The organism is Chryseobacterium indologenes, from assembly GCF_018362995.1.
Lineage (GTDB): Bacteria > Bacteroidota > Bacteroidia > Flavobacteriales > Weeksellaceae > Chryseobacterium > Chryseobacterium indologenes_G.
In genome coordinates this window covers 1,295,063-1,314,892 of sequence record NZ_CP074372.1, presented here as the reverse complement: position 1 = coordinate 1,314,892, position 19,830 = coordinate 1,295,063, and the positions used below count along the sequence as shown (strand labels likewise).

Here is a 19,830-nt window from a genome sequence, read left to right as displayed (position 1 = left end):
AGATCGATGAAGTTAGCAGAAATATCCATTAAAAGACCCTCGCTGGTAATTGTATTATTTACAATTCTGACGTTGGGAGGTATCCTGAGTTATACACTCATGGGATACGAATTGATTCCGAAGTTTGAAACCAACATGGTAACAATATCTACGGTGTATCCCGGAGCTTCCCCTGCAGAGGTGGAAACATCCGTGACCCGAAAGATTGAAGATGCCGTAGGTTCCCTGGAAAACGTTAAAAAGGTAGAATCTTCTTCATACGAAAGTTTATCCGTTATCATGGTTCAGCTGAACGATGGGGCCGATGTAGACTATGCTTTGAACGATGCCCAAAGAAAGGTAAATGCCATTCTTGCAGACCTTCCGGAAGATGTAAAAGCGCCTTCGCTGAATAAGTTCTCATTAGATGACTTACCGATTATCACGATGAGTATTTCATCTGATAAGCTGAACAGCAAAGACCTTTATGACTTACTAGATAAAAAGATTGAACCTATTTTCTCCCGTGTAAATGGTGTAGCACAAGTAGATCTTGTGGGTGGACAGGAAAGAGAAATTCAGGTAAATCTTGATGAGAAAAAACTGCAGGGATACGGACTTTCAATTGGAGACGTACAACAGGCAATTCTTTCATCAAACCTTGATTTCCCAACAGGAAGTTTGAAAACGAGAACTACAAAATCTACGATCAGACTTTCAGGAAAATATAAGTCCACTGAGGAAATGAACAACCTTGTAGTTTCCAATAAAAACGGAGCTCAGGTACGTTTGTCTGATATCGCAACAGTTTTTGACTCTCAGAAAGATGTTGAAAAAGTAGCGAGATTTAACCAGTTCCCAACCATTTTGATGCAGGTTAAAAAACAATCTGATGCCAACGCGGTTGCAGTATCTGAAAGTATTCAGAAAACCATTAAAACAGTAGAAGAAGCATACAAAGTTCAGGGGGTAAAAGTAAAAATCGTAAACGATACTACAGAATTTACCCTTGAATCGGCCAACCACGTTATTTTCGACTTATTCTTAGCGATTATCCTTGTGGCGATTGTGATGCTATTATTCCTTCACAGTATCAGAAACGCATTTATCGTAATGGTTTCTATCCCGGCTTCATTGGTGGCAGCGTTCATCGGAATGAACTTAATGGGGTATACCTTGAACCTTATGAGTTTACTGGGACTGTCGCTTGTGGTAGGTATCCTGGTGGATGACGCGATCGTAGTACTGGAAAACATTTACCGTCACATGGAGATGGGTAAAAGTAAGATCAGAGCAGCTTATGACGGAGCTTCAGAGATCGGATTTACCGTTGCTGCGATTACATTGGTAATTGTGGTGGTATTCTTACCGATTGCGATGAGTTCAGGTCTTGTAGCGAACATTCTTGCTCAGTTCTGCGTCACCGTAGTTATCGCAACCTTATTGTCATTGCTGGCTTCATTTACCATCATTCCTTGGTTATCATCAAGATTCGGTAAACTGGAACATTTAACAGGTAAAAACTGGTTTGAGAAATTCATTCTTTGGTTTGAAGGATTAATTGACAAGTTTACACACTGGATCACTGGAATCCTTGAATGGTGTCTGAAAACGACATTAAGAAGAATTTCAACAGTAGTGATCACATTCATTGTCTTAATCAGTTCATTCATGCTGGTAGCATTCGGATTCATTGGAGGTGAATTCTTCCCGCCGATTGACCGTGGTCAGTTCCTGGTACAAATGGAGTTGTCAAAAGATGCAACCGTTGAAAAAACAAACCAATTAACACTAGAGGTTGAGAAGTTTTTAAGAAATGATAAAGATGTTGTAGACCTTATTACAACCGTTGGACAGCAGTCTACAGGTTTTGGTGGAGCTCAGGCAACGACTTACCAGTCTGAGGTTCAGGTAAACTTAACAGATAAGTCTGAACGTTCTGAAAGTACCAACATCAAAGCTGCGAAAATAAAAAGACAGTTAGAAGAGAAATTCACAGGAGTTGAATTTAAAACAGCTCCGATTGGTATCATGGGTGCTGAAAATGCTCCTATTGAAATGGTAGTAACAGGACCTGATAACGAAACCGCTGTAAAAGAAGCAACAAGAATTCTGGAACTATTGAAAAAAGTTCCTGGAGCTGTAGATGCTGAATTATCTACAGATACTGGTAGCCCGGAAGTTCAGGTAAGTATCGACAGAGATAAAATGTCTTCTCTTGGGTTAAATCTTTCAAGTGTAGGACAGACGATGCAGACTGCATTTAACGGAAATACAGATGGAAAATTCAGAGCCGGAGAATATGAATATGATATTAATATCCGTTTTGGAGATGTCAACAGACAATCCATTGATGATGTTAAAAACCTTATGTTTACAAACCCTCAGGGACAGCAGGTTCGTTTAAGCCAGTTTGCTGAAGTAAAAATGGGTTCAGGACCAAGCTTACTTGAACGTAGAGATAAATCTCCTTCTGTAAAAGTAAGAGCAAAAGCAGTAGGTAGACCGGTAGGAGACGTAGCTAATGAGTGGGCAAACCAATTCATGAACAGCAACAAAAAACCTATTGGAGTAGATTACATCTGGAGTGGAGATATGGAGAACCAGCAGGAAGGTTTCGGTACGTTGGGTATTGCTTTATTAGCAGCTATCGTATTGGTATATCTGGTAATGGTTTCACTATATGACAGTTTCGTATATCCTTTCGTGGTATTGTTCTCAATCCCGTTAGCGATGATCGGAGTAATGGTAATTCTTGCATTAACTGCCAACTCACTGAACATTTTCACCATGTTAGGGATGATCATGTTGATTGGTCTGGTAGCGAAGAATGCGATCCTTATCGTAGACTTTACGAATGCCAGAAAGGCAGCAGGAGCTAATACGCATGACGCCTTGGTACAAGCCAACCACGCTCGTCTTCGTCCGATCCTGATGACCACAATTGCGATGATTTTTGGTATGTTACCGATCGCATTGGCAACAGGTGCCGGAGCTGAGATGAATAAAGGTCTTGCATGGGTAGTAATCGGTGGTTTGACATCGTCTCTATTCCTTACCCTGATCATTGTACCGGTAGTATACTCTCTATTTGACTCTGTTCTACGAAGAATGGGTAAAGATAACAAAGTAGACTACGAAGCTGAAATGAAAGCGGATTATGTACACAGAGAGCTGAATGAAGACGGATTTACTCCGAAACATTTAGATAAATAAAAATTAAACCTTTAATTAACCTAAAAGCCGCATCAAAAATGATACGGCTTTTTCGTTGATATAGTTGATTATGTTTTGATAGGTTATGGGCGTTGGAAGGAACTTATTAGGGTAAATGGGAAGGCCCATTTCTATTGATGATTAATCAAAACGTCATGGAAATCTTTCTGTTAAATGCTATTACTAAGAAAAAGAGGTTGTTTTACAGTTAAATTATTGATTTTGTCATTCTGACGAAGGAAGAATCTCATTTATAGTTAAACCCATGAGATTCTTCACTGTATTTTATTTCGTTCAGAATGACACTAGTTGTACTATAAGACATCAATAAGAGCTGGCTTTAGCCGAACCATAAAAAAAGCTTCCAGTAAAACTGAAAGCTCTCCTATATTGTAACGAAAAAAATTAATCTGCCATAGCCTCTCCGGACTTTCTGTAGATAAAGTTTCCATAGATGTGTCTCCTTGCAAAACGGCTTGGTGAATCAGCATTAACCATTTTGATATAAGTATTTCTTGGAACTCCCATATACTCATACATATTTCCGTTCAGGTGCTGAACCGTTAAAATCGATTTTTCAAGATAAAAATCCTGGATGTTAGATTTCGTAATGGTTTCTGTATATTCTTCCTTGTATTTATCCTGTGTTTCAGAATTAATGCTTACCAAAAAGTGATACGCCTCAATTACAGACTTGCTTTTTTCTTCAGCTTCAATTTTTCCGGCTTCATCATTAATGAATTTATCAGGATGTGTATCTTTCATCACATTTCTGTAAATGGTCTTTAATTCTTTTAAAGTAACATTTTTATCTACTCCAAGAAGTGTTCTGTGTTCACCAATTTTTTTCATATCTCTAACCCTTATTTTCGGGGTGCAAAATTAAGCAATTAAATTCAAAAAACCATAACTTATTCATTATTAATTTATTTGGAAAATTTTAAAGAGTTGGATGATAATGATTAATTTGTATAGTTAACTTTTACAGCTAATTAAATTCCGAGTACAGGTTTTTATTTAACTTAAAATAAATAAACCCGTTCTTAAAATCAATCACAGTATTGAATTTTTTTAAAAACTGATTACCAAAAAATCCCGCCATTTTTTCCGTAGCATCAATGCCTTCTGTAGAGCCGGAAAGAGTAATCGGTAGGTCATAAAGATATTTTTGGACAAATTTTATAGTTGGACAAAGAACTACAGGCATTTCATAGACAGAACCATCAGAACCTCTTGCTGTAGCCTTGCCGATGGTTTTCATAACTTTTATCAACCCATTACTTTTAGCAAAAGGAGAAGCTATGGTAAGCACATCATCCGCTCCGCTGTCAAGTCCGAAAAACCCTGAATATTCTTTACCATTTACTATCATACTGCTTTCTACGGCAGGGTAGTTGTCGATCGTATGAAGCTTTATTTTCTCATATCCTGTTAGGTCCATGGAGAGGTCATTTTCTTCATAAAAACGGATTTCATTTTTATGATAATCAATTTCAATAACTTTTCCTTTCATCAGATCTGTTCCGAAAACTCCGTCAAAATCTGCGGAACCATAAGGAATAAGAGTAAACCGGATATCATTTTTCTGAATGCTTCCAAACTGCACCGTATTATGGCTGCTGTAATCGACTGTGTTTACCCCGTTTGAGCCCTTATTTTCAGACTTTCCATCAATGGTAAGCGGTACTTTTTTCTTTGCATTGATATTGATGACAGAACCATCGGCACCTGTATCAAACATGAACTTTATGCTGTCTGTTGTATTGACTTTGCAGTACACATAAACGGAATTGTTTTCCAGAGAAAAGGGTAGGATAACAGGTTTCTTTTGAGCTGATACTGTTATAGAAAATAACAAGATCAGAATAATAACAATGAGTTTCATGGAATTAGTTTTATATGAACGAAAATAATTGTAATCGTCGCTTGTACAAAGAAATAACAGGTTATTAACGCTCCCTTAACCGTTTCTTAACCATTCTCTATAAAATATCTGCCAATAAAAAAACAGTACCCAATCTGAGTACTGTCATTATATTTTAATAAATAAATTTTTTTGATTTCTGAATCAACATTATGGTTCATCACAGGTTCTTTTCAGCTTTGTAAAGATCTTGTCAAAATCCTTGTAAGAAGTTACCTCATCTTCACGTTTCTGTCTGAAACTGCTGTTGGCACAGTTATGAAAGCCAAGACCAATAAGGTCTATCAGCGCATAGTCTTCTTTCTGCGGATCATTCATTTTGGCATCAAATCTTGCCATAACGCTTTTCGGATCAGCATTATTTTTACTCTTAAGCTCAGTATAATTTTTCCATGCAATAAACATTTTTTCTCGGTCCGGAGAGGATATGGCGTCAATCTGTTCTCTGCAGGTGTTGTAATATTTACTGTTTCTAAGCGTGGAAGGATCAGAATAAGCCAGGATTTCTTCTTTATTCAGCTGATATTCATTTTCAAAAGAATCAATGGTTTCTTCCATTAATTTTTTCCATCTTGGAAGATCAATGACTTTAAGGCTGTACAGTTCCTTTTTCTTTTCTTCATACTGTTTCTCCAGTTCCTGTAAATATGCTTCTCTGTTTTGGCGGATTTCTTCAAGCTGGGAAAGTTTAAAAACAGGTCGGGTATCAAATACAACTCCATTGAACTGGTACAAAAGCTTATTGACTCCGTCTATTTCTTCTTTTTTGTATTTAGCCGAATCAAAATACCCCTTATTATCACAATTGAAAGTCTGATAGCTGTAAGGTGTCAGATTGGTTGCTTTTGCAGGAGTTTTTTGACTCCAAATAGTAATGGATAAGGCCAAAGCAAGCCCGATCATCATTTTTTTCATGTACATAACCTGTTGAAAGAATCCGAATTTTCTGAATTTCAGTGCAAAATTAACGCTTTAAATTCAAAATATAAAGGATTAAATAGATTTTCTCAATTGATTTTGCAAATTTTATATGGATTTTATACTGCAGGTTTCATTTTGCTCTTATATTATCCATGTAATTTATATAGAAAGCCTTTCACAGTAAGGTATACAGAGAATATAAATAAAAATTATGGAAGTTGATATTGCTGGTAATTTGCATGGACTTCGACAAACTTCTATGTGGATTTCAGTTCAAACTCAATAGGTTTAGAATGAAAATTCAAAGATCAGATTATTGATAGTTCCTTTTCGTGATTGTGATGATTGCTTTTTCAGATTTAAAATAATAGCTTTACATGAATTAACACGAAACCATGATATATTATTTTTTTCTTCTTTTTATTATCGTTGTTTTTGGAGGAATCGCTTATCTTATAATGCGTTTTTTCAACAAATGGACAAAAAATAATAAGTATGAAGTTCTTTTTAACACCTTAATATTTATTGCATCTTTTTTTCTGGTATCATTTGTCGGTATCTATATTTTCCTTTCCAGTCTGGATTTTTCCCGTTAATAAACGATCTTTTTTGAGAATTACATAAGCAATGGTCAGGTTGATCAAAAGGGCAGCCCAAACATTCAGTCCATAAAAAAGTTGATAATCATGCTGTGTTTCATTATATAGCAGATGCTTAACGATTCTGAAAGTAATGGCTGTTGTAGTCACCGCATAGCTCAAAATCATATAATTTCTATGCTTGTTGATATTTCCTTTTTTAATAGAAAGTATAGCCACAATGGTGAAATAGGACCAGAGAACATCCTGAATCAGAAATCCTGTAATCCCGATAAGACCGCCATTTGAAAAAAGTCCCAGTACAAAGCATGCCGGAACATTGATGATCAGAATATTGTAAACATATATTTTCCCAATGATCCTATGAAGATCTCTGTTTTCAGATAAAAACCGATTTGAAAATTGCGTAAGACCGGCCAGAAGACAAAACGTAATAGAAAAAATATGAATGTAGAAAAAAGCCATCCAATATGGATTACCGACTACCTGCTGCTTAAAGGCCAGAAATCCGATATTTTTATCAAAAGAAGTATATTGGGAAATTGTTTTCAGCATGAGAATACTGAAAATTAAAACTGAAAATAAAGCGATTACTTTAATAATTTTTGTTCCCAATACCTTCATCATTTATGGATTTAACAGATAAACTCTCGAGGATTGTTTTAATCTTCCAAAACTTCCCTGATCTGTTTCTCCATATCATCAAGACTCTCAAACTTTCTCAATTCCAGAGATTTTCCGGAATTTCTAAGTTCTTCTATAATATCAAGAATCAATTCTAAAGGCTCAGCTTCATAGCCAAACATATGACTGTCGAAATTTGTCCCCACCAATAATCCATCACTATTCATGCCCAGGCACCAGTTTTCTACAAATTCGGTAAGAGAGACAGGAGAGGGCTCATAATAATTCCATTCATTTTCTATACATGATTTTGCTCTTGCAGCCTCAGACCAGAAGCAGATCATCTGGACCGGTTCACCATCTTCGTATTCTGCTTCGCTGGAGTAGGAGGTAGCATAGCCTTTGTCGTTTTGTAAAGCGTATACGATTTCTGTATCTGTAATTTTTTTTATAAACTCTTTATGGCGGTTCAGAACCGTAATATGGTCTTGAAGCATTTTATTTAATTATGAATTATTAGGTATGAATGATGAATTGGTTGTATCAGTGGATAGTAAGTAGATGCCTATGAAGTTTCACCACTGTTGATATGTATTATTTCGGGATTCTGACCATCTGAATCTCTTTTGGATCTTCCATATAGTCCTATTTCAAGATCGTTTGGAGATTCACTATCCAGTTCTGACGGATGTACATACGTATACATACCGTACCCATGTCCGGAAACCAGCCAGCCTTCTGTTAGATTTAAATGTATAATATTAAAATCCCCTGCGCTGGCCCGCCAGAATATACCGGACCGAATTCTTTCATTAATTTTATTGCTTCCTCTTTTACGTCCTGGACAGTGCTGATGTCGTCAAAAATAATATAAGTACTATTTTCAAAAAGAACCCAATCCTGAAATTTAGGATTAATCGCAAGCTTGACATGTTCAATCATGGTTAGTAATTTAAAATAAGAGTGATAAGTTAATATTTTTATTTAATATACAGGCTTTTACACATCATTAATCAATCATCAATTTATATCTTGATCTACATAATTCCTTTGATTCGTAAATGCTGCAAAAGCATAATCGTTTTCGCATCTTTGATTTCTCCTGTATCAATCATTTTCAGAGCTTCCTCAAAAGAAAGTTCCAGAACTTCTATATTTTCACCTTCCTCTTCCAATCCGCCGCCGTCTGTAATTTTCATTTCATTTGAATATTCTGCGATAAAGAAGTGAAGGATTTCCGTAACAGATCCCGGCGACATATAAGCTTCAAATATCTTTTCAACTCTGGAGATTTTATACCCGGTTTCTTCTTCAGTTTCCCGTTTTATACAATCTTCCGGATTATCATTATCCAAAAGTCCTGCACAGGCTTCAATAAGCATTCCTGTCTCATTTCCGTTGATATAAGTGGGCAGCCGGAATTGTCTGGTCAGAATAACCGTGTTTGAAAGTTGATTGTAAAGGAGAATAACCGCTCCGTTTCCGCGGTCGTAAGCTTCTCTGCTCTGAGTTTCTGTGGTTCCATCCTTTTTCAAAACAGAGTAGGTGACTTTGTTTAAAGTATACCAGTTGTCTGAAAGGACCTCTGTGTGAAGGATGGTTATATCAGGATTTTGCATAAGGAATATCTTCTATGGTATAATAAATGGTAAGACCTCTTTCTTTGGCTATTCTTACATCTTCATCAGCTCCCTTTGATGCACCTTCTATACGCAGCACTGCATCACATTTTTCAAGTAGGGCATGAGCTACGGGATATTGTATTTCCTGCCATGCTTCATCACCTATTTGGGTAGATCCGGCAAGGTTGATCAATGGCAATGCAACCCATTCTCCGATAATTGGGATGTGTCCCTTTCTGAAAATAGGAAGAGCAACAGATTCAAGATTGTAAAGATTCTGCTGAATAAGCTGCGGATCATCATTCGTTCCACTGCGGTAAGGGCCTGCAATAAGTATAAACATAATTTTTTTTGAGTAAAGTAACAGAACTTTCAGAGTAAAAAAAATAATATAGCTTAAGAGAAACTGTTTTTTTGTTTGGATTTTATAAGGCTTAAAAATTCAGGAGTGATCCCTAAATAAGAAGCAATTTGTTTTTGTCTGATACGTTTTACCGCTTCAGGATATTTCTGTAAAAAGTTATAATAGCGTTCTTCTGCCGGTAAAGAAAGATTTTCAATCGTTCGGAGCTGTTCTCTGATGTAAGCGTTCTGCATCATGATACGGAAAAACCGTTCAAATTTCGGGATCTTGTGATAAAGGTCATCCAGATGATCTTTTTGAAGTTGCAAAATAGAGCTGTCTTCCAATGCTTCAATATTCAGCATGGCGGGTTTCTGATTGATGAAACAATACATATCAGTGATCCACCAGTCAGAAACCGCAAACATGATCGTAGATTCTTTTCCCGTGGTATCCATATGAAAAGCCCTCAAAATTCCTGTCTGAACAAAATTGATCTCTTTACAGGCTTGTTGCTGTTGTAAAATCAATTCTTTCTTAACAACCTTTTTTTCCTTTAATAGAGAGAGAAAATAAGATTTCTCCTGATTGGTAAGTGAAATATGCCTGGAAATATTTTTTAGAATTAAAAGTTCTTCCCCCATTCTGTTATTGCTTCTTTAATAGATCTTCTAAAGCCTCATTCAGATCCGGAAACTTAAAGTGAAAGCCTGCATCCTGAAGCTTCTGTGAAGAAGCTCTGGAACCTTCCAGTATAGCCGTAGCCAGCTCTCCGAAGATTAACTTCAAGACAAATCCCGGAACATTGGGCATGAATAAAGGTTTTTCAAGTACTTTGGCAATCTTTTTTGTGAGATCTTTATTAGTAATATGTTGTGGAGAAACAGCATTATAAGCTCCGTCCATTGCTGGATTTTTTAAAGCAAGCTCATAAACAGAACAAATATCTTCAACATGAATCCATGGCATATATTGTTGGCCGTTTCCTAAAGGTGATCCAATATAATATTGAATGGGAGGAATCATTTTCTTTAAAGCTCCATCTTTTTCGGAGAGTACAACAGCAGTTCGTATTTTGACCACTCTTTCTGCCAGATCCTGTTCTTTAAAATCGTCTGCAGCACGTTCCCATAAAACCACAACTTCACTTAGAAAATCATTCCCGGGAGGATCATTTTCATTATAAATCTTTTCCGAAGTTTCAGTACCGTAAAAATTAATTCCTGAAGCTGAAATAAATGACTTAAGCTTTATTTTATTTTTTCTTAAAGCATTTCGAAGTAATTCTGCTGAATCAACACGGCTCGAGATCAGTTCTCTCTTTCTTTCCGGTGTCCAGCGTTTTTCTGAAATATTGGCACCCGCAAGATGAATGATATGAGAAACATTCTCCAGAGCAGCTTCATCTATATTTCCTTTTCTGATATCCCATTCATATTCATGATCATGTTCTTTTTTTCGGGTCAGAAATCTGATTTCATATTCTTTGCCTATCTTTTTGGCCAGTTCTTTGGCGATCATACCACTGGCTCCGGTGATCAGAACAATTTCTTTCATAATACTTTATTTAAGGTGTGTGGGTTATGCCTGATTCTTTACAATCAGTACAAAATCATCTTCCAGAAGTTTATAGCCGTAATCATAAATAAACTTGTATTCAGAACCGTTTTTATAAACTTTCAGGTTGGTGAAATAATCAAAATCAAAACCTAAGCCATCCAGTCTGGACCTGGCCACTTTTGTTTTACCGTCAGTATTAATTTCCATCAGGATTCGGTAGTTTTTGCGGAGTTTGTTGTTCACATTCCGCATCAGGTTGTTAGAATCCTTATTTTGCTTATTGTTATAGGCGTTCCGGCAGGCATCGTTGCAAAACTTTTTATCAGACCTCCCGATGATTTTCTCGCCACATTCCAGACAATTCATCTTTTTATTTTTTTATTTTGTGGGGATGTGCATGTCTTTTTCTTAACAGCCTCATGAATCTGCTGTGGGTAGGATAGCTTCTGTTAGGAGTAATATTATTAAAAAATAAAGCTACCAACAGCAGAATGATACATCCGGAAAGAACAGGGGAGATGACATACCAATATCCCAATTCCGGAATTTTCCCGGTAGAACTTACAGCAATCAAAGCTGTAGCACCACCTGGTGGATGCAGCGTTTTGGTATACTGCATCAATACAATAGAAAAAGCTACTGCCAAAGGAGCCGAAAGCCAGATAATATGCGGAACAAACTGATAGACTGTAACCCCTACTAATGCAGACAACACATGTCCGCCTACAAGGTTTCTGGGCTGTGCCAGCGGACTCTGTATGGCTCCATAAATAAGAACACTTGAAGCCCCAAAAGAACCAATCAGGAATATATTCTCAGTTTCCGCTAACGAATGAGACTGGATAAATGCAATGATTCCAATCCCGAAAAATGCACCCAAAAATGACCAGAAATGTTCTTTGTAATCAACAAGCGTTTCTTTATAAATCACATATTTGGAAACTCTGAATGTTCTTCTTATACTCTTCTTCATTTACTCTTCTTTATTTTTTATAATTTGAATTAAATTCTCTACAAATGGCTGGGTATACGTTCCGTTTTCATCATAATCAGGATCTAAAATAGTAATCTCTATCCCAAAGCACAATGGACTATCAAATAAAGGTTCTAGCATTTCCCTGAGGTCATCATAGCTGATTCCGTCTTCCATTCTGCTGTCTACGGCCGACATTATCTCATCTTTCAGAATATCCACGTCAAAATGAATGAAAAAACCGTCCAGATCTTTATCATTCACCATTTTCAGAAAGTTTTCAGCGGTTTTTCTGAAGCCATTCTCTCTGAGACGGTAAAGATCATAATAATGAATATTGGAATTGATAATTTGATTAACATATTCTTCATCATCTGTTTCTGCATTTCCGCAGCAGAAAATATTTTCTTCAGATAAATAGGGCTTTAAACCATCAATATTGGTCAGTTTCTCGTGTCCGGTTCCGGTAATGATGGCGAGATCCATTCCTGCAGCACCTCCGGTTTCTGAAAGTTCCGGTGGGATAAAATCTGTGTGGCCGTCAAGATAAAAGAGTCCGAAGTTTCCCAGTTTTTTCAAGGCGACAGCATTTCCAATCAGAATGCTGCAGTCACCGCCCAGGATAATATTGAATGTATTTTTTTCGTAATTCTTAAGAATATATTCAGTCTGTTTTTTGGCGTATTCAATAATGAGATCTGCATTTCTTACATTAGATTCCTCATCAAAATCCATGGAATATTCCGGAGCATCAAGTCTGAAAACTTTTTTAGGAGCAATTCTACGATGAAAATCAAATTTCCTGAGCCAGTCCGGAAGTTTTCGAACCCCGGGTTCCGTCTCATGTTCCTTTTTTGTAAGTCCCAAATTGAGAGGAAACTCAAAAATATTGATGTTCCTTTTCATAGATGAATTTTCACAAAGATACGGAATTATCCGTTTGTAAATGGATAACCGTGAGACAGACAGTTATTTTACTAAAACAAACTTTTTCTTAGAATCAAATGTTTAATTAACTATGAAATACAATAAATTATGCTTTGGAAAGCTGAAAAAGACTAAACTGATTTTATTAATCTCTGTTTGTTATAGCAATATGTTTTATAAAATCACCTAATTTATTCTTGAAATTGAATTCTAAGACTGTATTTTATTTAATTCCCTTTTGTTTGAAAAAAGTAGTATTTTATCAATTTTTTAAATGAAATTTTTATTCATAAAGTTTTATTATTATGTATAACTAGCTTGTTTTCAGTAAATAAATTAAATTTTTATTTCACTTAATGGTGTTTTTTTGTAAATTTGATATCAACATTCAAAAAAGCAAACCATGAAAAAATCCAATTTATTGATGAGTATTTTATGCTCTTCTTTCTCAATTGCACAGGTAGGGATAAATACAACTTCCCCACAAGGTGTTCTAGACGTTACCTCAGCAAATTCAGCAGTTGTGTTAACGAGAAATGCCAATCCTCCGGCCAATGTAACCACACCCACAGCAGGAATGATTATCTATGATTCCACGAACAAGACTTTAAGGTATTATAATGGAACCCAATGGAGTACAGTAATTTCTTCGCAAACCTTAACAACCGCTAATGAAGGAGTTGTTAAGCTCAATAGCGGGGCAGGAGTGAAACCCTCATTTGCATTCAAATCTTCAGGAGGAGTTCCTTTAATGACTTATCAAAACATTGTTTACCAAACTCCAATGAATATTGTGACAGACTTTGCTGCACCTCCTACCACCACATGGCCGGAAAATATTATCAATCCGGTGCCTGGGGATATATATGATCCTGCCACAGGGCGGTTTCTGGAAAATCCTATTGCAGGTCAGATTCACATGTGGAGAGTCATTGTAAGCTATACCAATAAGAATAACGGTTCCGTTGCATTTGTGACAGTAAACCTCTCCAACCCGGTTCCTCCTTCAACATTCTCCATAGATCAGACCGCCGTTGCACCCAATGGGGTAACATCCGGAAATCTTGTTTTTTATCTGGTGAGTGTTGCAGACCCTTTATCGATAGGAAGCGGATATCTCATTAAAATAAAATCTGACACCTCATTGGATGCCACTATTGATAGTATAACAAGGATTTCTCAAGCCAAAGATTAATCTCATTATTTAAAGCTTATTAACCAACTGATCATTGAATGAGAAACTCATGAAATTCCAATTCTAAGTTACATGATTAAATGAAAGGTACTCAATAGTTGCTTGAGTGCCTTTTTTATTCTGATATTCTGATATCGTAAATAGCAGTCAGGCCAGAAGTTACAGGAGATTGGTTGTTGTCCTGCAGATAATTTCCTGCCTTGAAATAAACAGATTCTGTCTTCCAGCTGTCACCAAAATGAAAAGAAACAGTCTGCTGGTTTACCGTCACTAAGACATCAGTATTGTTTTGTTGAATACTGTAATCAAATGTTTGACCTAAAGAAACATTTTTCAGGAGCGTAATTCTTTCTTCTTTATCATTAACTTCTTTTTTGAAGCCAGCCTGAATTTCACCATTATTCCACCAGATTTTTAAAGCTTCGGTGCCTTTGGAATGCCCATGAATCTGCCCAATAATAATTTTCCCGGTTCCAGGTTGCTGCAAAACAGCCATTTTTACACGTAAACTATGCTGATTTTCAAAATTCCATTCTTTGATCTGGCGCAATTCTGTTCGTGGAAAATGTGAACCTTGAGTCGTTTTGCCATTAGAAGAACAAAAGAAACGTATGCTGCTATCCTGAGGAGAAAAATAAAAGTTATCGGAGGAGAATTGTTCAATATCAGATCCTTTAATAATCGCAATGGAATTATTTTTAGGAATAGGCAGCTGCAGATCAAATCTACTGAGATCAAATTGGTGAGGAACTTTTGCATAAGTATTTTTCTGTGCTGAAGAGAGCACGGGAAAAAATAAAAATACGGTGTATGCTGCGAGAGTTTTAAAATGATCTTTCATACAAAGGAAATTATGCCGGAATAATCTAAACGAATTTAGAACTTTTGTTGAATAATATTCCGGATAAATAATTAAGAAAATATTAAAAATTACTTTACCAGATGTCTGAAAAAAGAAAGTCAGAATAAGTAATAACCCATTCTGACCTCAATATATTTTTAGCAATAATTTTTATTTTTTCAGTCTTTCGATTTCCTCTTTCAGCAGACCAATATATTCCTGCATTGTTTTTATAATTTCTATGCTTAACTCATTATTAATATATCCAATATTGTTACCGGAAGAAGTACTGTTTCCAATGTTTGCTCCAGGACTGTCATTAAAAACAGGGTTTTCAATAATAATTTTAGCTTCCTCTTCTTCATAAATTTCCTCAACAGGAACCTCTAAAAATTTGGCAAGTTTGGACCATTCTGTCTGTGTTATAAATACAGCACCACTTTCTTTTCTGCTATAGTTGGAAACGTCAGTTGGGATTACCTCAGCCATTTGTTGCTGGGTGAAGCCTTTCATCTTTCTTACTGTACGGAGTTTTTCTTTTTGCATATCAGACATTTTTACAAATTTGCAAAAAAAAATTAAATTAAATAGAAAAAAAATCCTTGGTAATACATCTATTTTTCAATGTTTTTTGAAGGAGAAAATATTTTAGGATACAGTTTTTTATCATTCAATTTTTACTTTAAAAGTGATGATTAGTGTTTTTTAAGCTTAATAATTGTTGTTTTAAACTGAATTCTATTTATTTTATTATCCGTTTTCAAACGACTACAAACGGATTTAAATAGTTTATAACCGACTGAGGATTGATAACATCGCAATCTTTGCAACAGAGATTTGAGAAAAACAGTGAACGTCTCTTATCTGAATTATTAATCTTTAAAATCTAAAAGTTATGTCACTAAGAAACAAAGTAACATTAATTGGTTACACAGGAAAAGAAGTTGAAATGGTAAACTTCGATAATGGAAATGTAAAAGCAAGTGTATCCTTAGCAACAAGTGATCATTACACCAATGCCAAAGGAGAAAAAGTAGAAGAAACGCAATGGCACAATCTTATTGCTTTTGGGAAAACGGCTGAAATTTTTGAGAAATATGTTTCTAAGGGAAAAGAAATTGCCGTAGAGGGCAAGCTTACCTACAGATCATATGATGATAAAGATGGGGTGAAGCGGTATGTCACAGAAATTCGTGTGGATGAGATCTTATTATTAGGAGGAAAATAATTCTAAAAACACAAATGATGAAAGTAAAAGTTTTTAAAATAAGACTTCCGGAAGAATTTCTGTACAGAGATCAGAAAATGCTGGATGATTTTCTGGAAGCCCATGAGATTATGAAAGTAGAAACAGCTTTTGTAAGCGAAGAACGGTATTGGTCTGTAATATTGTATTTTGAAGATCTGAAACTGACAAAAAATACAGTTAAAGAACCAAAAGCAGTTAAATATTCTGCAGAGAATGATTTCCTGAATACTGATGAAGAAAAGATACTGGATGCACTGAAGTTTTGGCGGTCAGAAAAAGCCCGGGAACAGAATCTTCCCACTTATTTCATCGCCAGCAATAAAGAGCTGATATCTGTAGCCAAGTATAAGCCTGCCAGAAAAGAAGAATTGCTGGAGATCAAAGGGTTTGGAAAGCATAAGATTGAAAATTATGGTGAAGAGATCCTTGAGATTCTTGAAAGCGTTTGATTTTTCAGAATAATTGATAACACAACAGCAAAAAAGCTGGGGAAGATTCTTTCTTCAGCTTTTTATGCTGTGTAAAGTCCATGCAATTCCGTACTTTTGCATTTATCAAAATGACATACAAAAAATGAAGCCAAGTTTAGCAAAAGGGACGAGAGATTTTACGGCACAGGAAGTTTCCAGAAGAAAATATATCATCAATATTTTACAGAATAATTTTGAATTATTCGGGTTTCAGCCATTGGAAACTCCAAGCTTTGAAAATCTTTCTACACTTACGGGGAAATACGGAGAAGAAGGAGACCGTTTGATTTTTAAGATTTTAAATTCGGGAGATTATACTTCTGATGTTAATCAGGAAGACTGGGATCATAAAAACCATCAGAAACTTGTTTCTCAAATTTCAGAAAAAGCTCTTCGTTATGACCTTACTGTACCCTTTGCAAGATTTGTGGCTATGAATCATGGGAAACTTACATTTCCATTCAAACGTTCCCAAATCCAGCCGGTTTGGAGAGCAGACAGACCTCAAAAAGGAAGATACAGAGAGTTTTATCAGTGTGATGCGGATGTGGTAGGAAGTGAAAGCTTATTACAGGAGGTAGAGCTGGTTCAGTTGTATTTAAAATCATTTGCTGATCTGAAAGTTCCTGTAACCATTCATATGAACAACAGAAAAATTCTTTCAGGATTGGCAGAATATGCAGGAATTACAGATAAGCTGATTGACTTCACGGTAGCACTAGATAAGCTGGATAAAATTGGTAAAGAAGGTGTTGTAAAAGAATTACTGGAAAGAGAAATTTCTCAGGAATCTATTGATAAGCTGGATTTCTTATTCATCCAGTCTGACGATGCATTGGAAAACCTTCTTCAGCTGAAAGAAAAATTTGCAGGAAATGAAATCGGCCTGAAAGGAGTAGAAGAACTTGAATATGTTCTTACACAGTCTCTGAGCCTTGGTGTTGATATGCAAAATCTTGTATTCAATATTACCCTGGCAAGAGGATTGGATTATTATACAGGGGCTATCTTTGAAGTGAAAGCAGATGAGGTTGCTATGGGATCCATCGGCGGCGGTGGAAGATATGATAACCTTACAGAAGTTTTTGGAGTTAAAAATATTCCGGGAATAGGAATTTCATTCGGATTAGACAGAATCTATCTGGTAATGGAAGAACTTAATCTTTTCCCTGAAGAAGCATCATCCAAAATCGAATATTTGTTTGCTAATTCTGGAGGAGAAGAAACAATAGAAGCTTTAAAATTGATCATGCAGCTAAGAGCAAAAGGAATTTCAGCAGAATTATACCCTGAAAATGCAAAGATTAATAAGCAGTTTACTTACGCAGAAAAGAAAGGTATCAAAAATGTGGTTTTCCTGGGTGAAGAAGAAATTAAAAATAATACAGTTACCTATAAAGATCTTGAAGCAGGAGAAAAGAAAACGGTTTCTCTGGAAGAATTCTTAGGATAATATGGCCAATACTACCCAATAAATTTATCAATTGATTTTTAGGTTATGTAAAAGAAAAACAACCACAAAAGCTTTTTTGTGGTTGTTTTTTTTGATTGATGTTAAGATTTGAATATTTTTGATCCTTACAATCGATTCAGAATTTGTAATTTGGATCAAAGTATATAGACAGGGGAAAATAATGCTCTGTATTCATTAAAACTATTAAACATAAAACCAGATGAACACTATTTGCGCATTGTGCGGAACAACACTAACGACAACGGATATGTCTGTAGGCAAAAATAAACTTGCTGACGGTGGTTATTTGTGTGCAGGATGTTTTACTAAAGCCGTTACTATCAACAGAGACCTTATTCATAATCTTGATCAGTTTTATTTTGCAGAAATTACAGGAATGATTCTGAAAAGTAAAATTGATGCAAGCCAGAGTGCCGGAGGATCCCAATATACAGCAAATAACCATTACGAATATGATGCACCAACTAGGCTGGATGAAATAAAAGATCAGATTGTTGCTCTGAATGCAAGACTGAGTGTTCTTGCCAATGAAGAGGTGAAAGAATTGGCAAATATTCTGGACAAAGATGAAAAACTGCTGGCTATTGCAGAAGGAATTGACCTTCAAAGTAACAGGGAAGGAATTATATTTTCAACACAGAAAAGGGTAGTTTTCATTGATAAAAAATTTCTGGGCGGCGTTGTAAAAAATGAATTTCCGCTTCAGGATATCTCGTCCATTGATCATATTGAAAATCTCTTGTATTCAATTCTGAAAATCAATACTTATAGAGGTGATGCACAGTTTAAACTGCACAATAAAAATGATGGAAGGGCATTTTCCAATGTCAAAAGAAGTACAAACTATTATGAAAATGAGAGAAGGAATTCAAGTCCATTGCAGGCATTTTCCCAAACGATTCCTGATTTGGTTCAGGAAAATGTATATTCTACGGATAAAGGAGATTCCGGATCTATCTTTGAGCATCTAGAAAAACTGGGTAAACTCAGAGAGAGTGGAGTGCTTACAGAGGCTGAATTTGCCGAACAAAAGAAAAAATTACTTGATAAATTATAAAAAGAAGAGATGAGTAATAACTGTGCATTGTGTAAAACAGAATTAACCTCTATGGATACGCTTTTGGGTGCTAATACGCTTTCAGATGGCAACGTTTTATGCAATAAATGTTTGAATGAAACGAGCAATATCAATGAAGAATTGCTGTACAATCTTAATAAATTCAGTATTGATGATATTAATGAAATGCTGAAAACAGAGAAAGCAGAACCTGTTCTGCCAACAGTGGCAAACGAAATTCTTCCTGTAACGATAGATTCTGATTCAACCCAAATTTCAAAAGAAGTTTACAAACGGAGACACCGCAAAATAAAATTTGAACTGGAAAAGCTGAATGCCAATCTTTCGATGTTCACCAAAGGAGAAATCAAAGAACTTCCTTATCTGATTTCTGAGGAGGAACAGATAATTGCCATTACAGATGCTCAGTTTGTCAATACATTAGATGCTGGAGTATTGGTGGCAACCCCAAAAAGGATGATTTCTGTATCAAAAGGAATGTTTGGTGCAGCAAAGATTAATGATTACCTTAATGAGACCATAAAGTCGGTAAGCTTTGTGACACATTCGAGATCTCCCATCATTAAACTGCATTTGGACGAAAGAGTAGTTGAATTTGAATGCTATATGGATAAGGAAGATGCTGAAAAGTTCTATGATACTATAAAAGCCATTTATAATAATCCTAATGAACAGCCTCCGAAACAAATTGATACTGCAGGCAAAAGTATTTCAGTTTCATCAGAAGAAATTTTTAATCAGCTTGAGAAATTAGGAAAACTGAGAGAAAACGGAATTTTGACCGATTCCGAATTTGCAGAACAGAAAAAAAAGCTGCTGGAGCAATTGAAATAAA

The 19,830-nt window shown here is 35.8% G+C and carries 23 protein-coding genes; 7 read left to right on the top strand and 16 right to left on the bottom strand.

Going from position 1 to position 19,830, the window contains the following annotated elements; genetic code table 11:
• The first annotated feature begins 6 nt into the window (after window positions 1-6).
• A complete protein-coding gene (locus tag DYR29_RS05955; protein WP_213279705.1) occupies window positions 7-3,195 on the top strand; it encodes an efflux RND transporter permease subunit in 3,189 nt (1,062 codons plus the stop codon).
• Between the two features lie 405 nt (window positions 3,196-3,600).
• On the opposite strand, the gene DYR29_RS05950 is transcribed toward DYR29_RS05955, so the two are convergent.
• From DYR29_RS05950 to DYR29_RS05890, 14 genes are all read right to left on the bottom strand, one after another.
• Window positions 3,601-4,047, bottom strand: a complete 447-nt coding sequence (locus DYR29_RS05950) for a KTSC domain-containing protein (protein WP_213279704.1) — start codon at window positions 4,045-4,047, stop codon at window positions 3,601-3,603.
• Window positions 4,048-4,183: 136 nt separating this feature from the next.
• Complete coding sequence (locus tag DYR29_RS05945) at window positions 4,184-5,080, bottom strand: retropepsin-like aspartic protease (RefSeq protein ID WP_213279703.1); 897 nt, start codon at window positions 5,078-5,080, stop codon at window positions 4,184-4,186.
• 189 nt (window positions 5,081-5,269) lie between these two features.
• Window positions 5,270-6,025, bottom strand: coding sequence for a hypothetical protein (locus DYR29_RS05940; RefSeq protein ID WP_249413628.1), 756 nt, complete (start codon window positions 6,023-6,025; stop codon window positions 5,270-5,272).
• Between the two features lie 560 nt (window positions 6,026-6,585).
• A complete protein-coding gene (locus tag DYR29_RS05935; protein WP_213279701.1) occupies window positions 6,586-7,266 on the bottom strand; it encodes a DUF2306 domain-containing protein in 681 nt (226 codons plus the stop codon).
• A gap of 35 nt (window positions 7,267-7,301) precedes the next feature.
• Window positions 7,302-7,760: a DUF2750 domain-containing protein gene (locus tag DYR29_RS05930; protein ID WP_213279700.1), complete on the bottom strand. Its 459-nt coding sequence runs from the start codon at window positions 7,758-7,760 to the stop codon at window positions 7,302-7,304.
• A 68-nt stretch (window positions 7,761-7,828) separates the two neighbouring features.
• Window positions 7,829-7,969, bottom strand: coding sequence for a hypothetical protein (locus tag DYR29_RS22785; RefSeq protein WP_249413627.1), 141 nt, complete (start codon window positions 7,967-7,969; stop codon window positions 7,829-7,831).
• A gap of 41 nt (window positions 7,970-8,010) precedes the next feature.
• Entirely contained in the window at window positions 8,011-8,205 is a 195-nt protein-coding gene (locus tag DYR29_RS22780) for a hypothetical protein (protein ID WP_249413626.1), read from the bottom strand.
• A 95-nt stretch (window positions 8,206-8,300) separates the two neighbouring features.
• Entirely contained in the window at window positions 8,301-8,882 is a 582-nt protein-coding gene (nudK, locus tag DYR29_RS05920) for a GDP-mannose pyrophosphatase NudK (RefSeq protein WP_213279699.1), read from the bottom strand.
• Window positions 8,869-9,228 carry a DUF4406 domain-containing protein gene (locus DYR29_RS05915; protein ID WP_213279698.1) on the bottom strand — a complete coding sequence of 120 codons (360 nt, stop codon included), beginning with the start codon at window positions 9,226-9,228 and terminating at the stop codon, window positions 8,869-8,871. The genes nudK and DYR29_RS05915 overlap by 14 nt, the downstream gene beginning before the upstream one ends.
• A 53-nt stretch (window positions 9,229-9,281) precedes the next feature.
• Window positions 9,282-9,872, bottom strand: coding sequence for a Crp/Fnr family transcriptional regulator (locus DYR29_RS05910; RefSeq protein ID WP_213279697.1), 591 nt, complete (start codon window positions 9,870-9,872; stop codon window positions 9,282-9,284).
• A gap of 4 nt (window positions 9,873-9,876) precedes the next feature.
• A complete protein-coding gene (locus DYR29_RS05905; protein WP_213279696.1) occupies window positions 9,877-10,785 on the bottom strand; it encodes a TIGR01777 family oxidoreductase in 909 nt (302 codons plus the stop codon).
• 24 nt (window positions 10,786-10,809) lie between these two features.
• Window positions 10,810-11,154, bottom strand: coding sequence for a hypothetical protein (locus tag DYR29_RS05900; RefSeq protein ID WP_047374313.1), 345 nt, complete (start codon window positions 11,152-11,154; stop codon window positions 10,810-10,812).
• Between the two features lie 4 nt (window positions 11,155-11,158).
• Entirely contained in the window at window positions 11,159-11,761 is a 603-nt protein-coding gene (locus DYR29_RS05895) for an HPP family protein (protein WP_213279695.1), read from the bottom strand.
• Complete coding sequence (locus tag DYR29_RS05890) at window positions 11,762-12,667, bottom strand: arginase family protein (protein WP_213279694.1); 906 nt, start codon at window positions 12,665-12,667, stop codon at window positions 11,762-11,764.
• A 424-nt stretch (window positions 12,668-13,091) separates the two neighbouring features.
• On the opposite strand from DYR29_RS05890, the gene DYR29_RS05885 reads away from it, so the two are divergent.
• Window positions 13,092-13,883 (top strand): hypothetical protein, encoded by a 792-nt coding sequence (locus DYR29_RS05885; protein WP_213279693.1) that lies wholly within the window; start codon window positions 13,092-13,094, stop codon window positions 13,881-13,883.
• A 115-nt stretch (window positions 13,884-13,998) separates the two neighbouring features.
• Here DYR29_RS05885 and DYR29_RS05880 read toward each other — a convergent pair whose 3' ends face one another.
• A complete protein-coding gene (locus tag DYR29_RS05880; protein WP_213279692.1) occupies window positions 13,999-14,724 on the bottom strand; it encodes a polysaccharide lyase family 7 protein in 726 nt (241 codons plus the stop codon).
• A gap of 171 nt (window positions 14,725-14,895) precedes the next feature.
• Window positions 14,896-15,270: a helix-turn-helix domain-containing protein gene (locus tag DYR29_RS05875; protein WP_213279691.1), complete on the bottom strand. Its 375-nt coding sequence runs from the start codon at window positions 15,268-15,270 to the stop codon at window positions 14,896-14,898.
• A 349-nt stretch (window positions 15,271-15,619) separates the two neighbouring features.
• Between DYR29_RS05875 and DYR29_RS05870 the strand changes: the two genes are divergently transcribed.
• From DYR29_RS05870 to DYR29_RS05850, 5 genes are all read left to right on the top strand, one after another.
• Complete coding sequence (locus DYR29_RS05870) at window positions 15,620-15,952, top strand: single-stranded DNA-binding protein (protein WP_047425301.1); 333 nt, start codon at window positions 15,620-15,622, stop codon at window positions 15,950-15,952.
• Window positions 15,953-15,966: 14 nt separating this feature from the next.
• Window positions 15,967-16,422 (top strand): HRDC domain-containing protein, encoded by a 456-nt coding sequence (locus DYR29_RS05865; RefSeq protein ID WP_249413625.1) that lies wholly within the window; start codon window positions 15,967-15,969, stop codon window positions 16,420-16,422.
• Between the two features lie 124 nt (window positions 16,423-16,546).
• On the top strand, window positions 16,547-17,896 hold the full coding sequence (hisS, locus tag DYR29_RS05860) for a histidine--tRNA ligase (protein ID WP_213279690.1): 1,350 nt from the start codon (window positions 16,547-16,549) through the stop codon (window positions 17,894-17,896).
• Between the two features lie 220 nt (window positions 17,897-18,116).
• Window positions 18,117-18,974 carry a PH domain-containing protein gene (locus DYR29_RS05855; protein ID WP_213279689.1) on the top strand — a complete coding sequence of 286 codons (858 nt, stop codon included), beginning with the start codon at window positions 18,117-18,119 and terminating at the stop codon, window positions 18,972-18,974.
• 9 nt (window positions 18,975-18,983) lie between these two features.
• Entirely contained in the window at window positions 18,984-19,829 is an 846-nt protein-coding gene (locus DYR29_RS05850; RefSeq protein ID WP_213279688.1) for a PH domain-containing protein, read from the top strand.
• Window position 19,830 lies beyond the last annotated feature (1 nt).